Source organism: Phycicoccus sp. Soil748 (assembly GCF_001428025.1).
Lineage (GTDB): Bacteria > Actinomycetota > Actinomycetes > Actinomycetales > Dermatophilaceae > Pedococcus.
This window is the reverse complement of the sequence record NZ_LMSC01000007.1, coordinates 234,908-261,122: the sequence shown is the minus strand read 5'-3', so window position 1 is coordinate 261,122 and position 26,215 is coordinate 234,908. Positions and strand designations below refer to the sequence as shown.

Genomic DNA, 26,215 nt, shown 5'->3' with positions numbered 1-26,215 from the left:
CGTCAACAAACGGGGTGGCGATGTTATGGGTGGGTAAGCGCTGTTACGGCAGACGCGAACTCGGCAGCGTAACGCGAGACGGACCAATATGTCGTCGAGAGTTGAAGCAATGCATGATTCGCTTCGCCAAGCCTGGACACGCGACTAATGGCGTCAGCTAACGCGTCAGTGTCACCGACAGGAACAATTTCTATTCGGCCGTCGCCCACGTCCCGCGCCTCCGCTGCCCCTGCGAAGGCGGTGGCAATGATGGGAAGTCCCAAAGCCTGGGCTTCCATCAGAACCACCGGCAGTCCTTCGCGCAAGGAAGCATGGCATAGGGCATCGCTCGCCGTCATGACCGTCCAACCAGGCGACACCCGTCCCATGAGGTGGACGCGAGACTTCAAACCGAGTTCATCGATGGCGGCCTCAATGGTTGCCCTCATCGGCCCGTCTCCGGCGATAACGAGATGGGCGGCGGTATTGCTCACAGCAAGCGCCTTGACGAGGTTCAGGTGTCCCTTGTTCTCCGTCAGAGTGCCAACTGCACAAAGGAGCGGTGTCGCATCATCTAGACCGAGAGTTGCTCGAAAGTCGCGCTTGAAGTCAGGCTTTGCACGGATGAATTTCACCATTGCGTCCACGTCGACGCCACCATGGACGACGACAGTCCGCCGGAAGTTTCGACTGGTGGGTGCGCTTTGGACTTCCCGCCCCACGCAGATAGCTCCAGCCGCGAACCTGTCACTCAGTCGTGCCGCGACCCTGTAGGCAGCTCTCCAACGCGACGTGTGAATGACCTGAACAATTGGGCTGCGGACCAAACCCGCCGCCCAGGCGAGTTTCAAAAAGAAGGCAGGGCCCGGAGAGTGGACGACGATTGGAAGCGTGGAGGCACTTCTCCTCACAATTACGACCGCCTGGACTCCACCGATGAACAAATTGGAGGATGTCGATAACACCCTCAAGCCGTGACGCTGAAGCTGACTCTCGTAATGTGCCTCGTGCGGAGCCGTGTTCACAACAGTGCGATCACTGCTGGTGCCGTCCGCCACCTCCCGCACGAGTCTTTGAGTCAGCAGGGCCTCGGCGCCACCTAGCCCCAGGCCGCGGATCACCTCCATATGACGGGGCGCACTTCCTCCGCCCGAAGCCTGCGCAGCCGGGGTCTTGCCCAAAATGCAGGGCCCCGCGAGTTCCGATCAGACACTGTGAGCGATCCGCGAGATCATAGGGCCTCTACGGAGTTGCCGCTCATGATCCCACGAGTATCGAGAATCGCAGTGGCGATGGTTCCAAGCCTAGACAGATCAATTACCGCATGGGGCTGGAGGAGAACGACGATATCCGCCCCCTCCGCTGTGTCATAAAGCTCCTCTACGCTTTCCAGCACCACGTCAACGCCGTGTGGATGCCACTTAGGCACGAAGGGATCGAAGTAGCTGACGTCCGCTCCCCAAGCCAATAGGCGAGCTGCCAAGGGGTCAGCGGGACTTTCACGGCAGTCCGAGATGTTCGGCTTGTAGGTCACTCCGACGAGCAAAACCTTCGCCCCGTTGACCGATTTACGGCCTTGGTTGAGAAGCGCCCATACGCGCGTTGCCACGTAGTTCGGGGCAGCGTCGTTGATCTCTTCAGCCAACTCGACCATGCGGAAGGCGTAACCCAGCTTGGCCTTCACACGGTGGCTGAGGTAGGAGGGGTCGACGGGAATGCAGTGACCGCCTACGCCAGGGCCCGGCCGGAAGGCCATGAAGCCGAAGGGCTTCGTCTCAGCGCAGTCGATAGCGTTCCACAAGTCGATGTCGAGCTCGTCGGAGAACCGGACCATCTCGTTGACCAACGCTATGTTCACGTGCCGGAAGGTGTTCTCCAGCAGCTTGGCCATCTCAGCTTCCTTGGCGCCCTTGGCCTCGACAACCGTGTCGATGAACTGGCTGTAGAACTCCTTGGCAAGACGCGTGCACTCGGGCGTGATGCCTCCGACGACCTTGGGCGTGTTCTTGACCCCGAACTTCTCGTTGCCAGGGTCGATCCGCTCCGGCGAGAAAGCGATGTTGACGTCCTCCCCCACCTTGAACTGGTCACGGCAGACAAGAGGGGCAAAGACCTCTTCGGTGGTCCCCGGGTAGGTCGTCGACTCCAGGATGCAGAGAGTGCCCGGCGTCAGGTGCTCCCCGATAGCACCCGCTGCCGCCTCGACGGGACGCAGATCCGGGCCGCCGTCTGCGCTGAGCGGCGTCGGGACGCACACCACGACGACGTCAGCGTCCGCAATGCACGAGGCATCGGTGGACGCCAGATATCCGGCCTTAAGACCCGACTTGAGCTCATCGTCGGAGATGTCGTCGATGTGCGACACACCTGCGTTCAGGTTGTCCACGACCTTGGCGTTGGTGTCGAGCCCGACGACCGACATGCCTTCTTCGGCGGCGCGCAGCGCCATCGGAAGACCGACGTACCCCTGCCCAATGACTACGAGGGTCTTCATGACTGGATCTCCTTGAACCATGCAATCGTTTCGGAAAGGCCCTGCTCGAGCGACATGGGGTCGACGTCAGGAAAGAGTGAGCGAAGAACGGCGTTGTCCGCCTGCGAGTGCTTCACGTCCCCCGGGCGCGGCTCGCGGTGAAGGACCTCGGCCTTCAGACCAGCCGTCACCTCGATCTTCTCGATGAGCTGCATCAGCGTCGTGTTCGTGCCGAAGGCCAGATTCACCGGCTCCGGGTGCGAGAGGCGACGTTCCGCGGCGTCGAGCAAAACACGACAGACGGTCCCCACGAACGTGAAGTCACGGGAATTCGACCCGTCGCCATTCACTGGTAGAGGCGCACCCGCGAGGAGCGCATCGACGAAGACCGGAATCACCGCCGCGTAGACGTGCCCCGCCTTCTGGCGTGGGCCGAAGACGTTGAAGAAGCGGAAGGCCACGGTGCGCATGCCGTAGGACTGCTGGTAGGACAGCGGGTACTGCTCGGTCGCCAGCTTGGTCACTGCATAGGGGCTCATCGGACGCACCCACTCGCGCTCGCTCTTCGGGAGTGCGGGGTTGAGCCCATAGACCGAGGATGACGACGCCACAATCACGTGGTTGACGCCGGCGGCCCGAGCGGCCTCCAGAACGCTGAGCGTCCCTGTGGCATTCGCCGCGTGGGTTGCCACGGGGTCCTTGATGCTGCGCGGCACGCTCCCGAGCGCCGCGAGGTGGACCACGGACTCAACACCCTCCAGGGCGGATCCCATCGCCTCTTCGTCGAGAATTGTTCCCCTGACAAAGGTGACGTCCAGCCCCTCGAGGTTCTCCTCATACCCTGTGGAGAGGTCGTCGATGACGTTGACCTGGTGCCCCTGCTGAAGCGCCAGGCGCGCCAGGTTGGAGCCGATGAAACCGGCACCGCCGGTGATCAAAAGACGCACAAAATCCCCACTGCTGTAGAAAGCCCGCAAACGCCCCGCACTCTACAGCCTCAGGGACCGCCAGCCGTCGTCCTGTCTCATCCGTTCGGACGAATCTACGAAGGCCTCGGCCTCAAAGACGCAGCTCCGCGAGAGCCCGAGCGACGGTGTTGCAGACCCGCCCGTCGAACACGCTGGGCACGATCTCCCGCGCCGTCGGCTCGGGCACCAGTGACGCAATCGCCTGGGCGGCGGCGAGCTTCATCTGCTCGCTGACCTGTGGCGCCCCCGAGTCGAGGACGCCTCGAAAGATCCCGGGGAACGCCAGCACGTTGTTGATCTGGTTGGGGAAGTCCGAGCGCCCGGTGGCGACCACCGCGGCATACCTGGCAGCCAGCTCCGGGTGCACCTCCGGGTCGGGGTTGGCCAGCGCGAAGATGATGCAGTCCGGCGCCATCCGGGCGATCTCCGCCTCGGGCACGCTCCCCCCGGAGAGGCCGATGTAGACATCGGCGTCCACGAGGGCGTCCCCGAGCGCGCCGGTGAGGCCGCGCGGGTTGGTCGTCGCCGCCAAGCGCCGCTTGTGGTCGGCGAGGTCCGCTCGCGAGGGGGCAATGATCCCGCGGGAGTCGCAGACCACGAGGTCGGCGACACCGGCCCGCGCCAGGAGCTTGGTGACCGCCACCCCGGCCGCCCCTGCCCCAGCGACGACGACCCGCAGGGACTCCAGCGGCCGACCGACGACGCGCGCGGCGTTGATGAGGCCGGCGAGCACCACGATTGCGGTGCCGTGCTGGTCGTCGTGGAAGACCGGGATGTCCAGCCGCTCCTGAAGCCGGCGCTCGATTTCGAAGCACCGCGGCGCGGAGATGTCCTCAAGGTTGATCCCGCCATACGTCGGGGCGATGCGCGCGATGGCCTCGACGAGCTCGTCGACGGTGCCGGTCTCCATGCACACCGGCACGGCGTCCACCCCGCCGAAGTGCTTGAACAGCACCGCCTTGCCCTCCATGACCGGCATGGCGGCCAGCGGCCCGATGTCGCCGAGGCCGAGGACGGCGGTGCCGTCGGTGACGACCGCCACGGTGTTGCGACGCGACGTGTACCGGGCCGCGAGCGCCGGCTCGAGGGCGATGGCGCGGCACACGTCGGCCACCCCCGGCGTGTACAGGAGGGCGAGGTCGGCGCGGTCGCGTAGGGGCGAGGTGGCGTGCACCCCGAGCTTGCCCCCCTCGTGGGCGAGGAAGACCGGGTCGGACGGGTCGTGGGTCGGGTAGGCGGGGGTTGCTGCATTCGCAGACATGGAGGAATTCACCTCAGAGGAGAGAGGGAGGAGATGCGTGGGGCACAGCCGACGCAGCCGGACGGTCAGTCGGGCCGGGGTGTGGCCAATCAAACGCACAGTCGCGGGGGTTACCCGCGGGTTTCATCGTGGCACACGCGGTCCGGCGACCGACACCCTCGTGACGCGACTGTGACACGGATCGCGTCGGCAGGTGGCAGGATGCCGAGCAAGCCCCCACGGCGGACCCGTCGCCGCGAAAACGCACCACCTGAGGAAGGAATCACCCCGTAATGACCCAGCGTCTCCGTCCCACTGCCGTCCTCGTCGCCGGGCTCGCCACGGCGGGCCTGGCCCTCTCCGCGTGCGGCTCGGACTCACTTGACAGCACGTCCTCCTCGAGCTCGTCGAGCTCCAGCTCGTCCTCGACCAGCCAGTCGGTCGACCCCGCCCTGGCGGCCAAGGTCCCCCAGAAGATCAAGGACGCCGGCACGATCGTCGTGGGCTCCGACGCCTCCTACGCCCCCAACGAGTTCATCGACACCGACGGCAAGACCGTGGTCGGCATGGACGTCGACCTGTTCAACGCCGTTGCGGCCAAGCTCGGCCTCAAGGCGGAGTTCAAGAACGCCGGCTTCGACACGATCATCCTCGGTGTCACCTCCAGCAAGTACGACGTCGGGGTCTCCTCGTTCACCATCAACGACGAGCGCAAGAAGAGCGTCAACATGGTGAGCTACTTCAACGCCGGCACCCAGTGGGCCGTCAAGAAGGGCAACCCCAAGAAGGTCGACCCGGACAACGCCTGCGGCCTCAACATCGGCGTCCAGAAGGGCACCGTGCAGATCGACGACCTCACCGCCCGGTCCAAGAAGTGCACCGCTGCGGGCAAGCCAGCGATCAAGCAGATCATCGACGCCGACCAGAGCAAGGTCACTGCGAGCGTCATCTCGGGCAAGTCGGACGCCATGCTCGCCGACTCCCCCGTCGGCCTCTACGCCGTGAAGCAGACGGGCGGCCAGCTCGAGGCGCTCGGCGACATCTACGACGCCGCCCCCTACGGCTTCGTCGTCCCCAAGAGCGAGACCGACTTCGCCCAGGCGATCGCCGACGCCCTCAAGGCGATGGGCACCGACGGCAGCTACAAGGCCATCCTGAGCAAGTGGGGCAACGACACCGGCGCCATCACCGACTTCGCCGTCAATCCCTGACCGGCGCTGAGCACCTCCGGATCCGAGGCTCCCATGTCTGAAGACACCCAGGACCGGCCGGGGCGCATCTCCGCCCGGCCGGTCCCCCACCCGGGCCGGTGGGTGGCGGTCGCGGTGATCGCCGTCCTCCTGGCGATGATGGTCAGCTCGTTCGTCACCAACCCGCGCTGGGACTTCCCGTTCGCGCTGCGGGTGATGAACTTCAACCCCGTCCTGCGCGGCCTCATGTTCGGCACCATCATCGGGACGATCGGCTCGATGGTCATCGGCGTCGTGGTGGGGGTCGTCATCGGCATCATGCGCCTGTCGACCAACCCCGTGCTGCGAGGCGTCTCCTTCGTCTACACGTGGTTCTTCCGGGCCATCCCCCGCTACGTGCTGCTGACGATCCTCGGCACCGGTCTGGGCTACCTCTACAGCACCTTCGACATCGGGGCGCCCTTCGGGAAGCAGATCGCGCACGCCCTGGGGCTGTCCAGCGACCTGACGTTCCTCACCCTCGACGTCAACCAGTTCAGCAGCACCCTGGCCATGGGCGTCATCGGGCTGGGGCTGTCCGAGGCCGCCTACATGGCGGAGATCGCCCGCTCGGGCATCCAGTCCGTCGACGTCGGCCAGCGCGAGGCCGCGCAGGCGCTCGGCATGTCGTCCGGCAAGACGATGCGCCGCGTGGTCCTGCCCCAGGCGATGCGCGTCATCATCCCGCCGACCGGCAACGAGACCATCGCCATGGTGAAGGACACGTCCCTGCTCATCGCGCTCCCGGTCAACACCGAGCTCTTCTACCAGGTGTCGGTCATCGGCTCGCGGACGCTGAAGATCATGCCGACCTACGTCGCGGCCACCGCGTGGTACCTCATCGTGTGCAGCGTCCTCATGGTGGGCCAGTCCTTCCTCGAGAAGCGTTTCGGCCGCGGCTTCGGCGTGACCTCGAGCAGTGGTCCCGGAGCCTTCAAGGCCCGGATGCTGGCCCTGCGCGGCGGCGGAGGAGGCCTGTGATGGCGAACGAGACCACCCAGCCGCTGGTGCACGCCGTCAACGTCACCAAGGCCTTCCACGGCAACGAGGTCCTCAAGGGCATCGACATGGACGTGCGCAAGGGCGAGGTCGTGTGCCTGCTCGGGCCCTCGGGCTCGGGCAAGACGACGTTCCTGCGCTGCATCAACCAGCTCGAGACCATCGACGGCGGCCGCATCTGGGTCGACGGTGACCTCATGGGCTTCGACGACCGCGGTGGCACGCTGCACCACCTCACCGACAAGCAGGTGGCGGCCCAGCGACGCGACATCGGCATGGTGTTCCAGCGCTTCAACCTGTTCCCACACATGACCGCGCTCCAGAACGTCATGGAGGCCCCGATCCAGGTGAAGGGCGGGCGCAAGTCGCAGGTCAAGGAGCGGGCCCTCGAGCTGCTCGGCAGCGTCGGGCTCGCCGACAAGTGCACGGCCTACCCTGCCCAGCTCTCCGGCGGCCAGCAGCAGCGCGTCGCGATCGCCCGCGCGCTGGCGATGGAGCCCAAGCTGATGCTCTTCGACGAGCCCACCTCGGCGCTCGACCCCGAGCTCGTCGGCGAGGTGCTGCGGGTCATGCGCGACCTCGCCAAGGGCGGCATGACGATGATCGTCGTGACCCACGAGATGGGCTTCGCCCGTGACGTGGCCGACCGGGTCGTCTTCATGGACGGGGGCGTCGTCGTCGAGCAGGGTCCCCCGTCCGAGGTCATCGACAACCCCGAGCACCAGCGCACCCGGACCTTCCTCAGCCGGATGCGCCAGGAGGAGCAGCACTGATGGCGGTGGGCCTCGGGGTCGTCGTGGTCCGGGGGCGCTCGATGGAGCCCACCCTGCACACCGGCGACCGGATGGTCGTGCTGCGCGGGGCTCCACCCCGCTTGGGCCGGCTCGCCATCGTGCGCCTCCCCCCTGACGACGACGGCGTACCCCGCCCGCTCGCCATCAAGCGCGTGACCATGCGCGATCCCGCGGACCGCACCCGTTACTGGGTCGAGAGCGACAACCAGGGCCTGCTCGGTGTCGCCGACTCGTGGACGCACGGCATCGGCTCGCTCGCTCGTGACCAGATCCGCGCCCTGGTGCTCTTCCGCATACCGCAGCGCCTGCGCCTGCCGGGGTCACGCAGGGGGCGTGGTGCACCCGGGGCGGACGCGGGGTAGGTTGAGCGAGCACGTGATCATCCATCTCGCAGAAGGGATACGCATGCTCTCCCGCATCTTCCGCACCACCGAGGTCAGCGCCCACTGCGACCTGCCCTGCGGTGTGTACGACCCCGCACAGGCCCGCATCGAGGCGCAGTCCATCAAGGCGATCATCGCCAAGGTGGCCGACAACGACGACCCCGACTTCCGCACCCGGGCGATCCTCATCAAGGAGCAGCGCTCCGAGCTGGTCAAGCACCACCTGTGGGTGCTGTGGACCGACTACTTCAAGGCCCCGCACTTCGAGAAGTACCCCCAGCTGCACACCCTCTTCAACGAGGCCACGAAGCTGGCCGGCGCCACGGGCACCAAGGGCGAGCTCGACGCCGGCAAGGCCGACGAGCTGCTCGCCAAGATCGACGAGATCGACGCGATCTTCAAGGAGACCAAGGCCGCGTAGGCTTTCGGCTCCACACGCAAGCGCCCGCCCCGGATCACCGGGGCGGGCGCTTGCGTGTGCGTGGCTCAGACGCTGCCGGCGACCTGGTTGAACAGGCCGGAGAGGTTGCCACCCAGGAGGGAGACGGCGACGATGATGACGATGGCGATGAGGGCGACCATGAGGCCGTACTCCACGGCGGTGGCGCCGCGCTCGTTCATCTTCGACTGGAACTTGGCGATGTACTTGGTCATGTGAACCTCCGGTTTCCCCTGCATTGAGCTGCGGGCCCAGCGGCCCCCGCGTGGAGCCTCGCAGGGATGGGGAGGGGCGCCCATCCTCCGTTGCGGTGGACTGGTTGCACGAAGGGACTACCTGTTCCTTGTGGGTGCTTGCGGCACGCGCGTAGAGTCGTCGGTTGCAGGCGACACGACGCCGGTTGTCCGCACCTCCCGGCGTCTGCACGAAGTATCGGGATCCACGGCACACCCTGGGTCCGCGAAGGGGGCGGACGGGGGCGCGCAGCAGCGCCCCGGCACGGCTGGGCCCAGGCTGCCAGCTCGCACAAGGGGCACGCTCGTGACACGACCAACTCTCCTCGCCCTCGGCGCAGCCACCCTGCTGGGCCTCTCGGCGCCGATGCTGCCCGTGGTGGCAGCCGCCGGCGCCACGGCGCACACCAGCGCCTCCACCCGGACGATCGTTGCCGGCTCCACCGCCGGCACCTCTGCCAGCACCTCCTCGACGTACCACGAGCCGATCTGCCAGGCCCGTTCGTCCCTGTGCGCCGACACCTTCGACAACCCCTCCGACGAGTACGTCGGCCACGACGAGCCGTCCGTGCTGTTCAAGTCCGGGGTCCGGGGCTCCGGCAACGACATCACCTACACCGTCACCCTCCCCCGCGACCCGAAGAAGCAGCCCACCGCCTCCGGGGCCTCGGGGACCACCTGGAACTTCCAGCTTCGGCCCACCTTCTGGTTCGGCCTGACGCTCTGCGACACCGAGTCCGCACCGGAGTACACCAAGACCTGCACCCCGGACTCCGACGCCAACGACCTGGTCGGCACCAACCCGACGGCGGCCGACTACATCGGCAAGCACCCCGGCAACGCCTACATGGAGCTGCAGTTCTACGGCCCCGGCTACGTGCCGCAGTTCGAGGGCTTCGGGTGCACGGCCCACCAGTACTGCGCAGCCATGACGATCGACAGCTTCGTCAGCAACCAGAACACCGGTGTCGCCAACACGGCCGCCTGCGACAACTACATCCTCGGTGGCATCGAGCCGATCAACTGGGCCTACATCACCAGGAGCGGTCGCTCGCAGGCGCCGGCAAACCCGCTGTTCACCGGCACCTTCGACAACCCGGACCTGAGCGCGGTGACCCCGAACGCGGCCAAGGACCTCTTCATGAACCCCGGCGACCGGGTCCGGATCCACATGCACGACACGACCGCCGGCCTGCGGATCGACCTGGGCGACCTGACCACCGGACAGCACGGGTCGATGACCGCCTCGAAGGCAAACGGGTTCGGCCACATCCTCTACACGCCCACCTCGACGACGTGCCAGATGGCGCCCTACGCGTTCCACCCCGAGTACTCCACGGGCAACCCGCGCGGCAACACCTGGTCGGCGCACACCTACAACGTGGCCATGTCCGACGAGATCGGCCACTTCGAGAACTGCCTGGCGATCGACACGAACTTCAACTGCACCAAGCCGGGCAGCCAGGACGCCTCCGGGCTGGACGAGGACGACGACAATAGCTTCTGCGTCCCCGCGGAGGACTCCACGCTGGTCAAGATCAACGGGTGCCTGAGCTCGGACGAGGACTTCGACAGCCAGTCCTACCGCAACGACTGGCCTGGCACGCTGCGTGACGTCGCCCGCGACCAGGCGCTGCACCCCTCACCCCTGATGTTCACGAGCCCAGTGACCACCGGCTCGACGAACTACTCCAAGGTCGCCTTCGAGACCGACCTGCCCCGCATCGAGGCCGCGGACTCGCAGGACGCCGCCCCCTTCTGCGACCGGACGACCGGAGCGAACTGCGTGAACCCGCCGCGAGGGGCGCAGTTCTACCCGATCTTCACCACGACGCAGGACCACGGCACGTGCACCTGGCAGGAGGGCGGGCGCTTCATCCCCGGCACCACCAGGACGTTCGGGGGCACCTCGACGAGCGAGTACGGGCCCCTGCTCAAGACGGTCTACCCCATGCCCGGCTTCACCACCTCCACGCGCTTCAACAACTTCAACAGCGGCGACCTCGCCAACCCCTGCCGGGCCCAGTGACCAGCAGCTGAGTGACGGTGGCCGCGGGTGCTCTACGCGCTCGCGGCCACCGTCAACCTGTTACCAATGTGACGCCTGTGACCTCCCACGGTTACCCGCGAGTCGGGCGTACCGTGCACACCGGACTGCCACCTCGCAGTCACCAACTCATCATCTGGAGGCCAAGGTGAGCATCGACAGCGACGTCGACCACGACACCGTCCCACCCGCCAACAAGGGCCTGTTGGCCGTCGCCGGCGTCCTGCTGGCACTGCCGATGATCGCCCTGCTGTGGGTGAGCAGCTACTCCCGCAAGGACCCCGTCCTGTGGGGATTCCCGTTCTTCATCTGGTACCAGTTCCTCTGGGTCTTCCTGTGCTCGGCGTTGACCTACACCGCCTACCGGCTCGTCCTGCGCGCCCGGCCGCACCGCCCCATGACCGACGGCCGCACCGGCACCCAGCGTGAGGGGCACACCCGATGAACACCATGGTCCCCGCCGCGACGGGCACCGGCGGCGTCAACGGCGTCGCCCTCACCGTCCTCATCCTGCTCTTCGCCCTCGTCACCGGCATGGGCTTCTGGGCCACCCGGTGGCGCCGGGCCGACTCGATGGAGTCGCTCGACGAGTGGGGCCTCGGCGGCCGCCGCTTCGGCACCTGGGTCACCTGGTTCCTGCTCGGCGGTGACCTCTACACGGCGTACACGTTCGTCGCGGTCCCGGCGGCGATGTTCGCCCTCGGCGCGGTCAGCGGCTTCTTCGCCGTGCCCTACACGATCGTGCTCTACCCGATCATCTTCATCTTCATGGCGCGGCTCTGGTCGGTCAGCCACCGGCACGGCTACGTGACCCCGGCCGACTTCGTCAAGGGCCGCTACGGATCGCGCGGGCTGTCGCTCGCGGTGTCGATCACCGGCATCCTCGCGACGATGCCCTACATCGCGCTGCAGCTCGTCGGCATCCAGGCGGTGCTCGAGGTCGCCGGCGTCGGGGGCAGCAACGCCCTCGCCAAGGACCTGCCGCTGTTCATCGCGTTCGCCCTGCTGGCCGCCTACACCTACTCCAGCGGCCTGCGCGCCCCGGCGGTCATCGCGTTCGTCAAGGACGCGCTGATCTACCTCGTGATCATCGTCGCCGTCATCTACCTGCCGTCCAAGGTCGGCGGTTGGGACCACGTGTTCAGCGCGGCCGAGGGGAAGATGGCCAAGCCCAACCCGGTGACCTCCAAGCCCACCGGTGCGTTCATCCCGAACAGCCAGCAGTACTGGGCCTACGCGACCCTGGCGTTCGGCTCGGCGCTCGCGCTGTTCATGTACCCGCACTCGATCACGGCGACCCTGTCGAGCTCGAGCCGCAACACGATCCGGCGCAACGCCTCGATCCTGCCCGCCTACTCGTTCGTGCTCGGCCTGCTGGCCCTGCTCGGATGGGTGGCGATCGCCGCCGGCACCAAGCCGATCGGCCTGGACGGGAAGCCGAACGCCCAGCTGGTCATCCCCCAACTGTTCGAGGACATGTTCCCGAGCTGGTTCGCCGGGGTGGCCTTCGCCGCCGTGGCGATCGGGGCGCTCGTCCCTGCCGCCATCATGTCCATTGCCGCGGCAAACACCTTCACCCGCAACATCTACCGCGACTTCATCAAGCCCGACGCGACGCATGCGCAGGAGGCGAAGATCGGCAAGCTCGTCTCCCTGCTGGTCAAGGCGTTCGCGCTGGTCTTCGTCCTCACGCTCGACAAGCAGAACGCCATCAACTTCCAGCTGCTCGGTGGCATCTGGATCCTGCAGACGTTCCCGGCGATCGTGTTCGGCCTCTATACCCGCTGGTTCCACCGCTGGGCCCTGCTCGTCGGCTGGGCCATCGGCATGGTCTACGGCACCGTCACCGCCTACAACGTCATCAACCCCGCCACCAAGGGCCACTTCGGCGGCTCGCTCGACATGATCCCGACGATCGGCAAGATGGGCTACATCGGCATGACCGCCTTCGTCATCAACCTGGTCATCGCCGCCGTCCTGTCGTTCGTGTTCAACGCGATGAAGGTCGACGCGGGTCACGACGAGACCATCAAGGGCGACTACTTCGCCGACGCGGGCGACCCCCGCGTCGAGAAGAACCTCGGCATGGACGCCCACCTCACCACCGGTACGCCGTAGCGGCGCCGACTACGACGCCCACGTGGAGGGGCGGTGCAGGGACCTGGTCCCTGCACCGCCCCTTCGTCGTACCCGCGCCGCGTCGGCCGGTCAGCCGGGGCCCGAGGCGCCGGCGCGCCGGCGCCGCTCGAGGACCCGGGTCAACGAGTCCACCACTCGGGGGTCGTACTCGTAGCCCAGGCCGAGGTGGATGCGCTCCATCGCCCGCTCGTCGTGGGCGCCGCCGGCCCCGACGAGGTCGTCGTAGGCGTTGGCCACCTTGATGATCCTGCTCGCCATCGGCAGGTCCTGGCCGAACTCGCGCACCTGCCGGTAGGGCGTCGTCTGCGCCTCCAGGATCGTGGCGACGTTGTCGAGCACCCCGGTGCTGCGGACGATCTCGGCGCCGTCGTGGGCGATGCGCTGCTGGTCGGCCGGCGCCGCCATCACCGTCGCCCCGGCAGGGATGGGCTCACGCAGGGCGATCTGGCCCAGGTCGTGCAGCAACGCTGCGTACTCGAGGTCGGTCAGCTCGCGCTGGCCCATCCCGAGGTCACGGCCGACCGCGACGGAGGTGTCGGTGACGCGCTGCGCGTGGTGGGTGCCGGTGTACCCGGCCAGCTCGGTGAGGCTCGAGAGGGCACCGATGGTCTGGCGGTAGGTCATGCGGATGGTGGCGTAGCGCTGGACGGCGAAGTAGGTGAGGACGAGGGGGAAGAGGAACAGCGGCAGGGCGGTGACGCCGATCGCGAACTCAGCCAGGGCGATGAGCGCACCCGACGCGACCAGGGCGGTGGCCAGCCCTGCAGCAGAACGGATCTCGTCGAGGACAGCGGGCACGAGCGGCGCGTGGTCGCGGCCGGCGCGGACCGCCGCCTCGAGGGTGAGGTCGACCAGCATCGCGACGATGCCCACGAGCAGCATCACCACCCCGACGAACCACCGCAGGTCGTCCCACGTCTCCTGCCAGGACAGCAGGGTCCGGCCGTCGAACGTCGCGTGACGGTAGATCAACGGCGCCACCGCGGCACCCACGATGCGGGCGGCAGTGTCGGCCCAACGCACGCTGCCGTTGACCACGCGCAGGAACACGGTGCCGGCGACCATGCCGAGGCAGATCGTGGACACGATGACCGCAGCGCCCATCGGATCCTCGCCGGGACCGCGCACCGCCGACAGCGACAGGCCCAGGGCCGCCGCGGTCGACATCGGGGCCGTCTCGCGACCGGTGAGGATCGTCAGCCGCGCGGTCTCCCCCAGCGCGATCGCCACGAGGAAGACCAAGAGGTAGACGAGGTCACCCCTGCCGAGGTGCGGCACGTCGTCGATGGCGGTCCAGAAGCTGGCCAGCGTGGTGACGATCCCGGCGACGACGACGGGCACCGTGAGGTCGACACGGCGGATGTGCACCCGGCTCACCTGAGCCCCTCCACTGCGTCGACGTCCACCGCGGCCTGACGGCCCTGCGCAGCCGTCACCGACTCGAGACCGCGCTGTGGTGCACCCTCGATCCGGCGGCGCAGGTCCGGCCGGGCGGCCAGCAGGTCCGAGGTCTCGGGCTCGTCGTGGTCGATCGCCACCCCGGCAGCCATGAGCTCCTCGTCGGTGCGCACGGTGGGCCTCCACTCGTGGCGGGCCAGCGCACGGCCGAGCGCCTCGACGACCACGGGGTCGAACTGCGTGCCGGCCCGCTGGTTCATGACGTCCAGCGCCTCGGTGACCGACAGCGCGGGACGGTAGGCGCGAGAGGTGGTCAACCCGTCGAACACGTCGGCGACCGCCACGACCCGCGCAGAGAACGGGATCTGCTCGCCGGCCAGCCCGGCGGGGTAGCCGAGGCCGTCGAACCGCTCGTGGTGGTGGGCGATGCCGTCCACGGACCCCGAGAGGAAGTCGATGTCCTGCACCATCCGGACGCCCGCCAGGGCGTGGTCGGCGATGGTGACGAGGTCGTCGTCGGTCAGCTCGCGCCGGGCACGCAGGAGGCGGGTCGGCACCCCGAGCTTGCCCACGTCGTGGAGCATGCCGGCGGTGCGGACGTCCTGGATCTCCTTGTGCCCCAACCCCAGGCTCTCCACGAGCCACGCGCTCAGCTGGGCCACGCGCTCGCTGTGGCCGGCGTTGTGCGGCTCCTTGGTCTCCACGGCGGTGACCAGGGCACGCAGGGTGCTCTCGTGGGCGCGGAACTCGTCGCCGTACTGGACGAACGCCCAGCGGGCCACGAACAGCGGCGCGAGCACGAGGACGGCACTGAACCACCCCACGCGTGCGGGGATCCACAGCACGACGAAGAGGAAGCCGATCACGCCGTAGCCGATGTAGGCCAGGCCGGTGGTGCTGAGCAGCTTGTAGACCTGCGTGCGGATCGGGCTGCCCGTGGCGACCCGGAGCACCCCCGCGAGGAGCAGGGCGTTGAGCAGGCACTGTGCGATGTCGGTGACGATGAGCGGGAGCCCGACGCCGAGCAGGATCCGCGCCGCGGAGGTCATGGTCGACGCCTCGTCGAGGCCACCGACCCCGAGGTAGACGAGCCCTCCGAGCGAACCCATGCTGCTGAAGAGGGCGACGTTGAAGATGCGGACGATCAGCTTCTCTGGATCGACCTGCACGATGGTGGCCAGTCCCCCGACCACTGCTGCCCCGACGGGGCCACCGATGACGGCGGCCGCGAGGAGGATGATGCTGAGGAACGAGAGGGTGACCCGCTCGCCCACGTTGGCGCCGCGAAGCATCCAGCTCGCGATGCCGAGACCCGACAGGACCGCTACCGCCAGCCAGCTGCGCGGCTGGCCCGTGGTGAACATGCCAGCGACGACCAGGGCGACCGCGACTGTGACCGCGAAGGCCACGTAGAGCACGGTCCCGCCGTCACTTCGGCGTGCGCGGGTGGGGTGCCCGGGGTGGTCGGTGCTCACGACACCAATCTAGGCCCCGGGATTGCCGGTGCGGCGCGGGTTCAGCTGGTCCAGCCCCAGGCGCGCTGCGCGGAGAAGTCGCTCGGGCCGTCGTTGGGGGTCCACACGAGGGAGTCGTCGTTGCCGAGGATGGACTCGAAGATGGTGGTGATAGCCTTCATGGCGGGAAACTCCTTCTGCTCGTATGAGGTCCTACTCATCCGTTCGGACCAATCGAGCGGTCAATGCACCGGGTAGCCAGGGGTGCTACGTGGTTGCAGGACTATGATGGCCCCCCACCGGACCGCCCGCTTGCGGACCAAGGCGTTCTTTGCCAAATCTTGAAGGTCCTCTCCGACCTATGGTTGCCCTTTTGTCGGCTGACCAGGTCGTAAGCCCCGTGACGGACCGGAGCACCCGCCGGCTGTGAGAGAATGGCCACCGGCAGGGCGCTTTTTCGCGCCACACCACCACCGACGGAGTGACTCCCATGAGCAAGCGCGCCCGCAAGCGCCGCTCGCGCAAGGGCAACGCGGCCAACCACGGTCGCAAGCCCAACGCCTGAGCCAGCGCACGATGCACGAGAGCGGCGGCCAGATCCCTTGTGGATCCGGCCGCCGCTCTCTGCGTGCTGGGGGTGACGCCTGCAGCGGGGCTGCGAGCGCTCCCTACTCGGAGATCTCGTAGCGGATCGTGGTGATCCGGGCCATGATCTGCGTCCGCAGCTCGACGGGGGCCTCCTCGCAGGCGCACGACCTCTTCACCAGCGCCTTGAGCGCCTGGTCGAGGTCGTACTGCTTGAGGCAGGGTGAGCAGGCCTCGAGGTGGTGGGCGATCTTGGCCGTGTCGTCACGGGTCATCTCGCCGTCGAGGTACTCGTAGACGCGGTGCAGCACCTCCGAGCAGTCCGTCCCGGCGGCGTCGCCCTGTCCGGAGTCAGGTCCACACTTCATGAGTCCGCTCCCTGGGTCGCGAAGCCGCGCTCGGCGGCATACTCGGTCAGCAGCTCACGCAGCTGACGCCTGCCTCGGTGCAGCCGGGACATCACGGTGCCGATCGGCGTCTCCATGATCTCGGCGATCTCCTTGTAGGCGAAGCCCTCGACGTCGGCGAGGTAGACCGCCATGCGGAAGTCCTCCGGCAGCGCCTGCAGCGCCCGCTTCACCTCGGTGTCGGGGAGGTGGTCCAGCGCCTCGGTCTCGGCCGAGCGCAGGCCCGCGGAGGAGTGGGACTCAGCCCGGGCGAGCTGGTAGTCCTCGATCTCCGCAGCGTCGGACTGCAGCGGCTCGCGCTGCTTCTTGCGGTAGCTGTTGATGTAGGTGTTGGTGAGGATGCGGTACATCCACGCCTTGAAGTTCGTACCCGGCCGGTACTGGTGGAACGCGGCGAAGGCCTTGGTGTAGGTCTCCTGCACCAGGTCCTCGGCGTCGGCGGGGTTGCGCGTGGTGCGCAGCGCCGCCGAGTACAGCTGGTCGAGCAGGGGCATCGCCTCGCGCTCGAAGCGGGCCTGCCGGTCATCCCTCGACTCGGTGGCCACGTCGACGCTCGCGTCGGGGGCAGGGGTCTCAGTCATCACCCTCCAGCCTAGCCCGCGCTCGGCGCGGTCAGGCTCGTCGGTCGTGGCGGACAGGCCGAGCACGACCCGACCACCGGCCGGCGGGCGCGAGCCCGGAGCCACGGAGGTGCTGCCCTCGGACGGCAGGGCGGTCAGCAGTGGCACGTGCGGGGCTCCTGTGCTGGGGTACGGGGTTCCCTCGGTTCAACCGACGCCGCGACGGGGTCATTCCCGGTGGTCACCCGCGACCCGCTCCAGGAAGTGGCGCGTCGCCGCCACGACGTCGGCCGGCTCACGGCCGAAGCTGTGGGTGCCCTTGGCCGCCGAGACCAGGTCAGGCGTGGGCAGCTCCGCGCGCACCTCCTCCGGGGTCCCGAACGGGTCACGCACGCCCTGGACGACGTGCAGGGGCAGGCCCGCGGCCACGGGCAGCCGCAGCTCGTCGGCGCGGGACCTCTCCGGCGCCCCGGGCGGGTGCAGGGGGAAGCTGAGGCACAGCACGGCGTCGGCGCCGACGGCCTGGGCGGTGCGGCAGGCGACGCGGGCGCCGGCGCTGCGTCCGCCGACGACGAGGGGACGCGGCAGGGCAGCCCGGCCGCCCATGAGCGCCCCGACCACCGGCAGCCACGCCTCGTCGAGCGTCGGCGGCCGGCTCGCCACCTTGAGTCCCTTGAGCCGCCAGGGCTGGTCGACGAGGACCACGGCCCAGCCGAGCCCCGTCATCTCCCGGGTCACGGCGACCACGTCGCCGGTCCACCCGTGGCCACCGGCGCCATGCCCGAGGACCAGCGTGGCGTGCGCCCTGCGGGGGCGGTGGACCGTGGCGCGGGCGGTGCCGTGGGGCGTCTCCACGTCGAGGACCCGCGTCGGGCGGGGCAGGTCCGCGGTCACGACGAGCCGCCGACGATCTCCCCGGTCATCGGGTCGACCACTCCCTCCAGCTCGTCGGGCCCGGCAGGCTCGACGAGCTGGGGACCGTTGCTGCGGTTGGAGGAGACGGCCGTGCCGACCGGGTGCGCGTCGAACCGGCCAGGCTGGTGGAACGCCAGCATCCGCCCGACCTCGTCGAGGTCGGTCATGGTCGGGTCGAGCCACGTGGCCCAGTCCTCCCGCTCCAGGACGAGCGGCTGGCGGTCGTGGATGCGGTCCAGCCCGGGCTCGGCGTCGGTGGTCACGATGGTGAACGACGTCAGCCAGGCCTGCGGGTCGTCGGCGTCGGGGATCGCGCGGTCACGCCAGAACTCGTAGAGACCGGCGAAGGCGACGACGTCGCCGTCGGCCCGGTGGATGAAGAACGGCTGCTTGCGCGGCTTGCCCTTGGCATCGACCGCGACCGGCGACTTCTGCCACTCGTACCAGCCCTGTGCCGGCACCAGGCACCGACGGGACTTCGCCGCCTTCGCGAAGCTGCCCTTCTCCAGCACCGACTCGGCGCGGGCGTTGATCATGCGCATCCCGACCTTGACGTCCTTGGCCCAGCTCGGCACCAGGCCCCAGGTGAGGAGCCGCAGCTGGCGCACACCGTCGGCCGGGGCGCCCTCCGCAGCACCCTCCGAAGCACCCCCGGCGCGGCCGGCAGCCTGCTCGGCGCTCGCCTCCCCACGGGGGACCCGGGACAGCACGACCGGGGCCAGCTTGCTGGGCGCGAGGTTCCAGTCAGGGGTGCCGGCGGGAGGGCTCTGCGGGTTCTTCAGGACGGTGCGGACCGGGTCGGCGGTGCGGTCCTGCTCGACCTCGAACTCCTCGACGAGCTCGTCGGGGTTGGCAGTCGCCGCATACCGTCCGCACATGGTGGACAGGGTACGCAGCGACGTGGACCCGGCCATACGGTAGGAAGGGACGCGCAGGCCCCGCGCCTCGCGCACCGCCCGTCCCAGCAGCGACCAGCAGGAGTGACCATGACCCTCGTCCGCCGCGTGGCCCGACCGATGCTGGCCGCGATCTTCGTCGTCCAGGGCCTCGAGCAGCTCCGGCACCCCGCAGCGCTCAAGGCGAAGGTCGCGCCCTTCGCCGAGCAGGTCGCCCCCCTCGGGCTGCCCAACGACCCCGAGCTCCTGGTGCGCGCCAACGGCGCCACCATGGTCGGCGGCGGGGCGCTGCTCGCCACCGGTCGCGTGCCGCGCCTGGCGGCGCTCGCGCTGGTCGGTTCGCTGGTGCCGACGACGTATGTGGGACACCGGTTCTGGGAGGAGAGCGACCCCACGACGCGCAACGTCCAGCGCATCGGGTTCCTCAAGAACGTCGGCCTCCTCGGCGGCCTGCTGCTCGCCAGCGTCGACACCGAGGGCAAGCCCGGGCTGGCCTACCGAGCCGGGCTCGCGACGGACTCCGCACGGCGGGCCGCGAAGCGCACCAAGCGCGAGGCGAAGCACGCGACGGCCGCGGCTCGGCGCGAGGCGAAGATGGCGACGAAGGCAGCTCGGCGCGAGGCCAGGCTCGTCGCGACCCAGGCCCACGATGCCCTCACCTGATCCCGCGCATCCCGCTCGTCCCCCGCAGGTCGTCGAGGGTGACTGGCACGCCCCGTCCGCCGACCGTCCCGTCGACGACGAGGTCCACCTCCCCGGCAGCAAGTCGCTGACCAACCGCTTCCTGGTCCTCGCTGCCCTGGCCAACGGCCCGTCGCTCCTGCGCCGCCCGCTGCACTCGCGCGACACCCTCCTCATGGCCCAGGCCCTGCGTCAGCTCGGGGCCGGCGTCGAGGACACCACCACCCACCCGGGACTGCGCCCCGACTGGCTCGTCACCCCCGCGTCGCTGCGCGGCGGCGGCGCCGTCGACTGCGGCCTCGCCGGCACGGTGATGCGCTTCCTCCCGCCCGTCGCTGCGCTCGCCTCGGGCACCGTCGACTTCGACGGCGACGCGCAGGCCAGGGTGCGGCCCATGGGCCCGGTGCTCGACGCACTGCGCGCCCTCGGGGTCGACCTCGACGACGGCGGCCGGGGCACGCTGCCCTTCACCGTGAGGGGGCAGGGTCACGTCCGCGGGGGCGCCGTCACCCTCGACGCCTCGGCCTCATCGCAGTTCATCTCCGCGCTCCTGCTCGCGGGTGCCCGCTACGACGAGGGTGTGACCGTCCACCACCGCGGCAAGCCGGTCCCCAGCGAGCCGCACATCGAGATGACCGTCGAGACGCTGCGCGACTCCGGCGTCGTGGTCGACGACAGCGAACCGGACACCTGGCGGGTCGAGCCCTCCGAGGTCAACGCGCTCGACGTCCAGGTCGAGCCCGACCTGTCCAACGCCGCACCCTTCCTCGCAGCAGGACTCGTGACCGCCGGTCGGGTCACCGTGCCCGGGTGGCCGCACCACACCACCCAGGCCGGCGACGCGATCCGCGACATCCTCGACGCCATGGGTGCCGACGTCTCGCTCACCCGCGAGGGGCTCACCGTCAGGGGCACGGGCCAGGTCTCCGGCATCGACGCCGACCTGCACGACGCCTCCGAGCTGACCCCGGTCGTCGCCGCCGTCGCGGCGCTCGCGGACTCCCCCACAGTCATCCGCGGCGTGGCGCACATCCGGGGTCACGAGACCGACCGGCTGGCGGCGCTGGCGCGCGAGCTGGGCGCCCTCGGCACCTCCGTCACCGAGACCGAGGACGGCCTGCGCATCGAGCCGAAACCGTTGCGGGCAGGGCTCTTCCACACCTACGCCGACCACCGCATGGTGATGGCGGGCGCGGTCCTCGGCCTCGGCGTCCCCGGCCTCCGCGTCGAGGATGCCGCAACCGTCGCCAAGACGCTGCCCGAGTTCGTCGACCTGTGGCACGGGCTCGTCGCGCCCGGGACGAGCGCAGCGACCGCATGAGCCGCAAGGCCTCCGACTACGACGAGAGCGACGTCCGCGTCCGACCCAGCCGTCGCGGCTCCCGCCCACGGTCCAAGGACCGCCCGGCCCACGAGGACGCCGTGTCGGGCTTCGTGATCGCCGTCGACCGGGGTCGCTACCACGTTCTGGTCCCCCGGGGTCCGGGACGCAAGGCGGCCCCCGAGCGGCTCGTGACCGCCATGAAGGCACGCGAGCTCGGCCGCAAGGGCATCGTCGTCGGCGACGACGTCGAGCTCGTCGGCGACACCAGCGGCAACCCCGACGGCCTCGCCCGCATCGTCCGCCTCACCCCGCGGCGGTCGGTCCTGCGCCGCAGCGCCGACGACACCGACCCCGTCGAGCGCGTCATCGTGGCCAACGCCGACCAGCTGGTCATCGTCTCCGCGCTGGCCAACCCCGAACCCCGCCCCCGGCTGATCGACCGCTGCCTCGTCGCCGCGTACGACGCGGGGCTCGACCCGCTGCTCGTGCTCACCAAGGCGGACCTCAAGGACCCCGCGGCCTTCCTCGGTAGCTACGCCCCGCTCAACGTCCCGGCCGTCGTGACCTCCACGGGAGAGTCGGGGTTCGACGGCCTCGAGGCCCTGACCGAGCGCCTCGCGGGCCGGGTCAGCGTCCTCGTCGGGCACTCCGGTGTCGGCAAGTCGACGCTCGTCAACGGCCTGGTGCCCGACGCCCACCGCGCGACCGGCATCGTCAACGACGTCACCGGCCGTGGCCGGCACACCTCCTCCTCGGCCGTCGCCCTGCGGCTGCCCGGTGACGAGGGATGGGTCATCGACACCCCCGGCGTGCGCTCGTTCGGCCTGGCCCACGTCGACCTCGGCCGGATCATCCAGCTCTTCCCCGACCTCGAGGCCGGCACCAGCCAGTGCCCCCGGGGATGCAGCCACGACGAGGAGGAGTGCGGCCTCGACGAGTGGGTGGCCTCCGGTCAGGCCGGACCTGCTGGCGCCTCCAGGCTCGAGTCGCTGAGGAGGCTGCTCCGGGCCCGGTCCGGCGAGGCCGACTGACGCCCAACCGCTGCGCGACGACCCCAGACGAGGTCGCCCGCGAAGGCGAGAACCGTTGCCAGCAGCGGGAACCCGACGAGCATCGACACCTGCACCCGCACGGGTGCCGAGAGCATCGTGTACTCGTCGAGCCGCTCGGACCACCACAGCAGGACCGCCGGCCCGGCGACGACGACGATGGTCGCCAGACGGGCGACGACGTGCCGGCGGCGCAGCAGCAGGCCGCCCACGACGAAGGCCGCCAGGAACGGGATCCCCTGGCCGGCGAAGATCACCATGCCTGGCACCACCGCCAGCCGGGCCACCCGGCGCCAGCCCGTGCGTGACCTGGCCGCCGCGGAGGCCCCGACACCCGCGCCGAGGACGGCGGCCAGCGCGACGATCGCCAGCGACCCCACCCAGCTGAACTCGGGCGTCGTCGACACGAGCCTCATCCAGACCCGTGCTGCGGCACCCCACAGCCCTCCGAGCGCGGCGCCGACCACCGCCGCCCGCGCCGCGCTCGGGCCGAGCTCGCGGGCGTGTCGCGCGCTCCGCCATCGGGGTGAGGTGCGGGTGATGTCCATGAGGTCTCCTTGGGTGTGGCGCGATGGTGCTGACACCACAGACAGACGGGGCTGCCGGCCCCGCGGGTGACACCGCGAGCCGACGCAGATTCGTGCCCCTGAGATGTCACCCGGCAGCGCCCCAGGGTCGTCTGTCGAGGTGATGGGATCCATGGATGTGGTGACGACGGACCGGGTCCGGACGGGGGCGGCGCCGGCCACCGACGACCTGGTCAGAGCGCTGTTCGTCACCGAGTCCGCCCGCTTGGTGTCGTTGGCACGGTTCTTCGTCGACGACCGCACGGCAGCCGAGGACCTGGTGCAGGAGGCCTTCATCCGGCTGGCCCGCGCGAGCCACCGCATCCGCGACGAGGGCCGGGCCGCGGCTTACCTGCGCTCGATCGTCATCAACCTGGCCCGGGACCACAACCGCCGCGGGCTGGTCTCGCTGCGGCACCGACCACCGGCGGTCCTCGACGAGCCCTCGGCGGAGGAGACCGCCTCGGCGCAGGAGTCACGGCGCGAGGTGGTGGAGGCCCTGAGGGAGCTGCCCCGGCGGCAGCGGGACTGCGTGGTCCTGCGCTACTACCTCGACCTCGGCATCGAGGACATCGCGACCACCCTGGGGGTCTCCCCCAACTCCGTGAAGACGCACCTGACCCGCGGCCTGCGCTCGCTGGCCGCCCGGCTCGAGGAGAGACGATGAGCGCACTCGAGGACCGGCTGCACGAGGCCCTGGGTGCCGAGGGCGCGAGCCGCGCGCCGTCGGCCGACCTCTTCACGCGGGTGGTCGACAGCATCCACGACGACGCACGGCGCCGACGGCGGCGCCGTACGGCCATCGCGCTCTGGACCACGGGCGCCGTGCTGTCGGTCGCCGCGGTGGTCACGCTCACGCCCCGAGGAGAGGACGGACTGCACATGCCCTGGTGGATCCTGGAGGTCGCCACGAACGCCGTGCTGCTGGCGGTCGCGCTGTGGCTGGGCCCCTTCATCAAGCGGTTCGGGCGCGCCTACGCAGCCGACGTCTTCCACGACAACCCGCTCACCGGCAAGAGCTACATCGTGCTGACCGACATCGTCTACTACCTGATCTTCGCGGCCTACATCCTCTTCTCGGTGCACTTCGCGCCGCAGCAGGAGTGGGGCAACGAGATCTCGGAGCACGTGACGGCCGAGCAGCTGACCTTCGAGGTGGGACGGGTCGGGGGGATCCTGCTCGTCATCGGGATCCTGCACGGCCTCAACATCGTCCTGATGCCGGTGCTGGGGCGGCTGTTCTCGCTCAACCGCCGGCTCCCCGGGGCCTGAGGGGGAACGCGGCCGCGCCGCTCCCCCAGTGGGGAAGCGGCGCGGTCACGGTTGGCGCGAGCGTCAGACAGTGTCGTCAGACGGTGTCGTCAGACGGTGTTGCCGACCTCGTCCTGCTGGTCGGAGACGTCGACCGTCTCGATGATCTCCCGCGGCTGCGCGAAGTGGCAGGCCGACAGGTGGGTGGCGACGCCGTCAGGACGCATCTCCAGCAGCGGGATGTCGGTCTTGCACTTGTCCTGCGCCTTCCAGCACCGGGTGTGGAACCGGCAGCCCGACGGCGGGTTGGCCGGCGAGGGAACGTCGCCCTTGAGGACGATCTGCTCCTTCTTGTCACGCAGCGTCGGGTCCGGCACGGGCACCGCCGACAGCAGGGCCTGGGTGTAGGGGTGGGTGGGACGACCGTAGATGTCGTCCTCCTCCCCCAGCTCCGCCATCTTGCCGAGGTACATCACGCCGACACGGTCGGAGATGTGGCGGACCACGGACAGGTCGTGGGCGATGAAGATGTAGGACAGGCCGAGCTCGTCCTGCAGCTTCTCCATCAGGTTGACGACCTGCGCCTGCACCGACACGTCGAGCGCGGAGACCGGCTCGTCGCAGATCAGCACCTTCGGGTTGAGCGCGATGCCGCGGGCGATGCCGATGCGCTGGCGCTGGCCACCCGAGAACTGGTGCGGGTAGCGGTTGATGTGCTCCGGGTTGAGACCCACGAGGTCGAGCAGGTCCTGCACGGCCTTGCGGCGGCCCTTCTTCGGCACCACGTCGGGGTGGATGTCGAAGGGCTCCCCCACGATGTCGCCGACCGTCTTGCGAGGGTTGAGCGAGGTGTAGGGGTCCTGGAACACGATCTGGATGTCGCGACGCAGCTTGCGCATCGCACGCCCCCGCTGGGCGTACATGTCGACGCCATCGAAGACGACCGAGCCCGAGGTGGGCTCCTCCAGGCGCATCAGGAGGCGGCCGAGGGTGGACTTGCCGCACCCGGACTCGCCGACGATGCCGAGCGTCTCGCCCTTGAGGAGCTCGAAGCTCACGCCGTCGACGGCCTTGACGTGTCCAACGGTGCGGCGCAGGACGCCGCCCTTGATCGGGTAGTGCTTGACCAGGTCGGTCGCGGTCAGAATGGCCTCAGCCATTGAGGACCTCCTCGGCAAAGTGGCAGGCGGACTCACGGCCGGGGGCGACGAGCTGCAGGGTGGGCCGGTCCTCCCGGCACACGTCCTGGGCGAACTTGCAGCGCGGGTTGAACGCACAGCCCTGCGGGATGTGCATGAGGTTCGGCGGCAGGCCACCGATGGCTGCGAGCTGCTGGCCCTTCTGGTCCAGGCGCGGGATCGACTCGAGCAGGCCCTTGGTGTAGGGGTGCGCGGGCTGGCGGTAGAGGTCGTAGACGTCTGCCCGCTCCACGATCCGACCGGCGTACATCACGGCGATCTTGTCGGCCACGTCAGCCACGACACCGAGGTCGTGGGTGATGAGGATGAGCCCCATCTGGCGCTCCTCCTGCAGCTCTTGCAGCAGGGCCATGATCTGCGCCTGGACGGTGACGTCCAGGGCCGTGGTCGGCTCGTCGGCAATGAGCACCGCCGGGTCGAGCGCGATCGCCATGGCGATCATGATGCGCTGGCGCATACCGCCGGAGAACTGGTGCGGGTAGGCCTTCACCCGCTCCTTGGCGGCGGGGATCTGCACCCGCTGCATGAGCTTGACCGCGCGCTCGAGGGAGTCGGAGCGGTTCATGCCCCGGTGGATCCGGAACATCTCGGCGATCTGCCAGCCCACCGGGAACACCGGGTTGAGCGAGGACAGCGCGTCCTGGAAGACCATGGAGATCTCCGGGCCACGGGTCTTGCGGCGCTGCTCGGCCGGCATCGTCAGCAGGTCCTGGCCGCAGTAGCGGATCTGCCCCTTGGGGATCACCGCCGGCGGCATGTCCAGGATGCCCATGATCGCCTGCGCGGTCACGGACTTGCCCGAGCCGGACTCGCCGAGGATGGCGAGCGTCTCCCCCTGGTTGAGGGAGAAGTCCACGCCGTTGATGGCCTTGGCGATCCCGTCCGCGGTGTGGAACTCGACGTGGAGGTCCTCCACCTCGAGGAGCAGCCCGTCCTGCGGGTGGTACTCGGAGCCGGTCGCGGTTTTGGCGCGACGCCGGCTCGTGGTCTCAGTAGTCGTCATCTGT

Annotated in this window: 28 protein-coding genes; 14 read left to right on the top strand and 14 right to left on the bottom strand. The window is 69.2% G+C overall.

Annotated elements, in window-relative coordinates; translation table 11 throughout:
• Window positions 1-23 precede the first annotated feature (23 nt).
• The 4 genes from ASG70_RS19500 to ASG70_RS08950 form a co-directional block, all read right to left on the bottom strand.
• The gene (locus ASG70_RS19500) at window positions 24-617 is read right to left on the bottom strand and encodes a glycosyltransferase (protein ID WP_162253899.1); all 594 of its coding nucleotides are present in this window, start codon (window positions 615-617) and stop codon (window positions 24-26) included.
• Between the two features lie 593 nt (window positions 618-1,210).
• Window positions 1,211-2,473 (bottom strand): nucleotide sugar dehydrogenase, encoded by a 1,263-nt coding sequence (locus tag ASG70_RS08960; protein WP_056883489.1) that lies wholly within the window; start codon window positions 2,471-2,473, stop codon window positions 1,211-1,213.
• The gene (locus ASG70_RS08955) at window positions 2,470-3,399 is read right to left on the bottom strand and encodes an NAD-dependent epimerase/dehydratase family protein (RefSeq protein WP_056883488.1); all 930 of its coding nucleotides are present in this window, start codon (window positions 3,397-3,399) and stop codon (window positions 2,470-2,472) included. The genes ASG70_RS08960 and ASG70_RS08955 overlap by 4 nt, the downstream gene beginning before the upstream one ends.
• A gap of 112 nt (window positions 3,400-3,511) precedes the next feature.
• Complete coding sequence (locus tag ASG70_RS08950) at window positions 3,512-4,681, bottom strand: NADP-dependent malic enzyme (protein ID WP_056883487.1); 1,170 nt, start codon at window positions 4,679-4,681, stop codon at window positions 3,512-3,514.
• A gap of 272 nt (window positions 4,682-4,953) precedes the next feature.
• Here ASG70_RS08950 and ASG70_RS08945 point away from each other — a divergent pair, with 272 nt between their 5' ends.
• Genes ASG70_RS08945 through sodN form a run of 5 tightly spaced genes read left to right on the top strand, consistent with a single transcriptional unit; the run spans window position 4,954 to window position 8,486 of the window.
• On the top strand, window positions 4,954-5,871 hold the full coding sequence (locus ASG70_RS08945; RefSeq protein WP_056883486.1) for an ABC transporter substrate-binding protein: 918 nt from the start codon (window positions 4,954-4,956) through the stop codon (window positions 5,869-5,871).
• Window positions 5,872-5,904: 33 nt separating this feature from the next.
• A complete protein-coding gene (locus ASG70_RS08940) occupies window positions 5,905-6,870 on the top strand; it encodes an amino acid ABC transporter permease (protein WP_056883485.1) in 966 nt (321 codons plus the stop codon).
• Window positions 6,870-7,661, top strand: a complete 792-nt coding sequence (locus tag ASG70_RS08935) for an amino acid ABC transporter ATP-binding protein (RefSeq protein WP_056883484.1) — start codon at window positions 6,870-6,872, stop codon at window positions 7,659-7,661. The genes ASG70_RS08940 and ASG70_RS08935 overlap by 1 nt, the downstream gene beginning before the upstream one ends.
• The gene (locus ASG70_RS08930; RefSeq protein ID WP_056883483.1) at window positions 7,661-8,044 is read left to right on the top strand and encodes a S24/S26 family peptidase; all 384 of its coding nucleotides are present in this window, start codon (window positions 7,661-7,663) and stop codon (window positions 8,042-8,044) included. Before ASG70_RS08935 ends, ASG70_RS08930 begins: the two co-directional genes overlap by 1 nt.
• A gap of 43 nt (window positions 8,045-8,087) precedes the next feature.
• Window positions 8,088-8,486: a superoxide dismutase, Ni gene (gene sodN / locus ASG70_RS08925; RefSeq protein ID WP_056883482.1), complete on the top strand. Its 399-nt coding sequence runs from the start codon at window positions 8,088-8,090 to the stop codon at window positions 8,484-8,486.
• Window positions 8,487-8,551: 65 nt separating this feature from the next.
• On the opposite strand, the gene ASG70_RS08920 is transcribed toward sodN, so the two are convergent.
• On the bottom strand, window positions 8,552-8,719 hold the full coding sequence (locus ASG70_RS08920; protein ID WP_056883481.1) for a Flp family type IVb pilin: 168 nt from the start codon (window positions 8,717-8,719) through the stop codon (window positions 8,552-8,554).
• A gap of 325 nt (window positions 8,720-9,044) precedes the next feature.
• Between ASG70_RS08920 and ASG70_RS08915 the strand changes: the two genes are divergently transcribed.
• The 3 genes from ASG70_RS08915 (at window position 9,045) to mctP (ending at window position 12,902) form a co-directional block, all read left to right on the top strand.
• Window positions 9,045-10,766, top strand: a complete 1,722-nt coding sequence (locus ASG70_RS08915) for a hypothetical protein (protein WP_156399904.1) — start codon at window positions 9,045-9,047, stop codon at window positions 10,764-10,766.
• 166 nt (window positions 10,767-10,932) lie between these two features.
• Window positions 10,933-11,229 carry a DUF3311 domain-containing protein gene (locus ASG70_RS08910; protein WP_235531418.1) on the top strand — a complete coding sequence of 99 codons (297 nt, stop codon included), beginning with the start codon at window positions 10,933-10,935 and terminating at the stop codon, window positions 11,227-11,229.
• Window positions 11,226-12,902, top strand: coding sequence for a monocarboxylate uptake permease MctP (mctP, locus tag ASG70_RS08905; RefSeq protein ID WP_082590379.1), 1,677 nt, complete (start codon window positions 11,226-11,228; stop codon window positions 12,900-12,902). The genes ASG70_RS08910 and mctP overlap by 4 nt, the downstream gene beginning before the upstream one ends.
• 90 nt (window positions 12,903-12,992) lie before the next feature.
• On the opposite strand, the gene ASG70_RS08900 is transcribed toward mctP, so the two are convergent.
• Together ASG70_RS08900 and ASG70_RS08895 are read right to left on the bottom strand one after the other, a co-directional pair.
• Complete coding sequence (locus ASG70_RS08900) at window positions 12,993-14,300, bottom strand: HD-GYP domain-containing protein (protein WP_156399903.1); 1,308 nt, start codon at window positions 14,298-14,300, stop codon at window positions 12,993-12,995.
• On the bottom strand, window positions 14,297-15,796 hold the full coding sequence (locus ASG70_RS08895) for an HD-GYP domain-containing protein (RefSeq protein ID WP_056883478.1): 1,500 nt from the start codon (window positions 15,794-15,796) through the stop codon (window positions 14,297-14,299). The genes ASG70_RS08900 and ASG70_RS08895 overlap by 4 nt, the downstream gene beginning before the upstream one ends.
• 469 nt (window positions 15,797-16,265) lie before the next feature.
• Between ASG70_RS08895 and ASG70_RS20355 the strand changes: the two genes are divergently transcribed.
• Window positions 16,266-16,340 carry a 50S ribosomal protein bL37 gene (locus tag ASG70_RS20355; RefSeq protein ID WP_369791897.1) on the top strand — a complete coding sequence of 25 codons (75 nt, stop codon included), beginning with the start codon at window positions 16,266-16,268 and terminating at the stop codon, window positions 16,338-16,340.
• A 103-nt stretch (window positions 16,341-16,443) separates the two neighbouring features.
• Here ASG70_RS20355 and rsrA read toward each other — a convergent pair whose 3' ends face one another.
• From rsrA to ASG70_RS08875, 4 genes are all read right to left on the bottom strand, one after another.
• Window positions 16,444-16,728 carry a mycothiol system anti-sigma-R factor gene (gene rsrA, locus ASG70_RS08890; protein ID WP_056883477.1) on the bottom strand — a complete coding sequence of 95 codons (285 nt, stop codon included), beginning with the start codon at window positions 16,726-16,728 and terminating at the stop codon, window positions 16,444-16,446.
• The gene (locus ASG70_RS08885; protein ID WP_056884096.1) at window positions 16,725-17,348 is read right to left on the bottom strand and encodes a sigma-70 family RNA polymerase sigma factor; all 624 of its coding nucleotides are present in this window, start codon (window positions 17,346-17,348) and stop codon (window positions 16,725-16,727) included. Before ASG70_RS08885 ends, rsrA begins: the two co-directional genes overlap by 4 nt.
• Window positions 17,349-17,555: 207 nt before the next feature.
• Window positions 17,556-18,221 (bottom strand): alpha/beta family hydrolase, encoded by a 666-nt coding sequence (locus tag ASG70_RS08880; RefSeq protein WP_235531417.1) that lies wholly within the window; start codon window positions 18,219-18,221, stop codon window positions 17,556-17,558.
• On the bottom strand, window positions 18,218-19,120 hold the full coding sequence (locus ASG70_RS08875; RefSeq protein WP_056884094.1) for an SOS response-associated peptidase: 903 nt from the start codon (window positions 19,118-19,120) through the stop codon (window positions 18,218-18,220). Before ASG70_RS08875 ends, ASG70_RS08880 begins: the two co-directional genes overlap by 4 nt.
• A gap of 108 nt (window positions 19,121-19,228) precedes the next feature.
• On the opposite strand from ASG70_RS08875, the gene ASG70_RS08870 reads away from it, so the two are divergent.
• The 3 genes from ASG70_RS08870 to rsgA are packed head-to-tail and all read left to right on the top strand — an operon-like array spanning window position 19,229 to window position 22,174.
• Window positions 19,229-19,801, top strand: coding sequence for a DoxX family protein (locus ASG70_RS08870; RefSeq protein WP_056883476.1), 573 nt, complete (start codon window positions 19,229-19,231; stop codon window positions 19,799-19,801).
• Window positions 19,788-21,140: a 3-phosphoshikimate 1-carboxyvinyltransferase gene (aroA, locus tag ASG70_RS08865; RefSeq protein ID WP_056883475.1), complete on the top strand. Its 1,353-nt coding sequence runs from the start codon at window positions 19,788-19,790 to the stop codon at window positions 21,138-21,140. The genes ASG70_RS08870 and aroA overlap by 14 nt, the downstream gene beginning before the upstream one ends.
• The gene (gene rsgA, locus ASG70_RS08860) at window positions 21,137-22,174 is read left to right on the top strand and encodes a ribosome small subunit-dependent GTPase A (RefSeq protein ID WP_056884093.1); all 1,038 of its coding nucleotides are present in this window, start codon (window positions 21,137-21,139) and stop codon (window positions 22,172-22,174) included. The genes aroA and rsgA overlap by 4 nt, the downstream gene beginning before the upstream one ends.
• Here the strand turns inward: rsgA and ASG70_RS08855 are convergent.
• Complete coding sequence (locus ASG70_RS08855; RefSeq protein WP_056883474.1) at window positions 22,096-22,740, bottom strand: hypothetical protein; 645 nt, start codon at window positions 22,738-22,740, stop codon at window positions 22,096-22,098. The genes rsgA and ASG70_RS08855 overlap by 79 nt on opposite strands.
• 151 nt (window positions 22,741-22,891) lie before the next feature.
• Between ASG70_RS08855 and ASG70_RS08850 the strand changes: the two genes are divergently transcribed.
• Window positions 22,892-23,425, top strand: a complete 534-nt coding sequence (locus tag ASG70_RS08850) for a SigE family RNA polymerase sigma factor (RefSeq protein WP_156399977.1) — start codon at window positions 22,892-22,894, stop codon at window positions 23,423-23,425.
• Window positions 23,422-24,030: a hypothetical protein gene (locus ASG70_RS08845; RefSeq protein ID WP_056883473.1), complete on the top strand. Its 609-nt coding sequence runs from the start codon at window positions 23,422-23,424 to the stop codon at window positions 24,028-24,030. Before ASG70_RS08850 ends, ASG70_RS08845 begins: the two co-directional genes overlap by 4 nt.
• 89 nt (window positions 24,031-24,119) lie before the next feature.
• Here the strand turns inward: ASG70_RS08845 and ASG70_RS08840 are convergent, their stop codons facing one another.
• Both ASG70_RS08840 and ASG70_RS08835 read right to left on the bottom strand, forming a co-directional pair.
• On the bottom strand, window positions 24,120-25,169 hold the full coding sequence (locus ASG70_RS08840) for an ABC transporter ATP-binding protein (protein WP_056883472.1): 1,050 nt from the start codon (window positions 25,167-25,169) through the stop codon (window positions 24,120-24,122).
• Window positions 25,162-26,211, bottom strand: a complete 1,050-nt coding sequence (locus ASG70_RS08835; protein ID WP_056883471.1) for an ABC transporter ATP-binding protein — start codon at window positions 26,209-26,211, stop codon at window positions 25,162-25,164. The genes ASG70_RS08840 and ASG70_RS08835 overlap by 8 nt, the downstream gene beginning before the upstream one ends.
• Window positions 26,212-26,215: the final 4 nt, after the last annotated feature.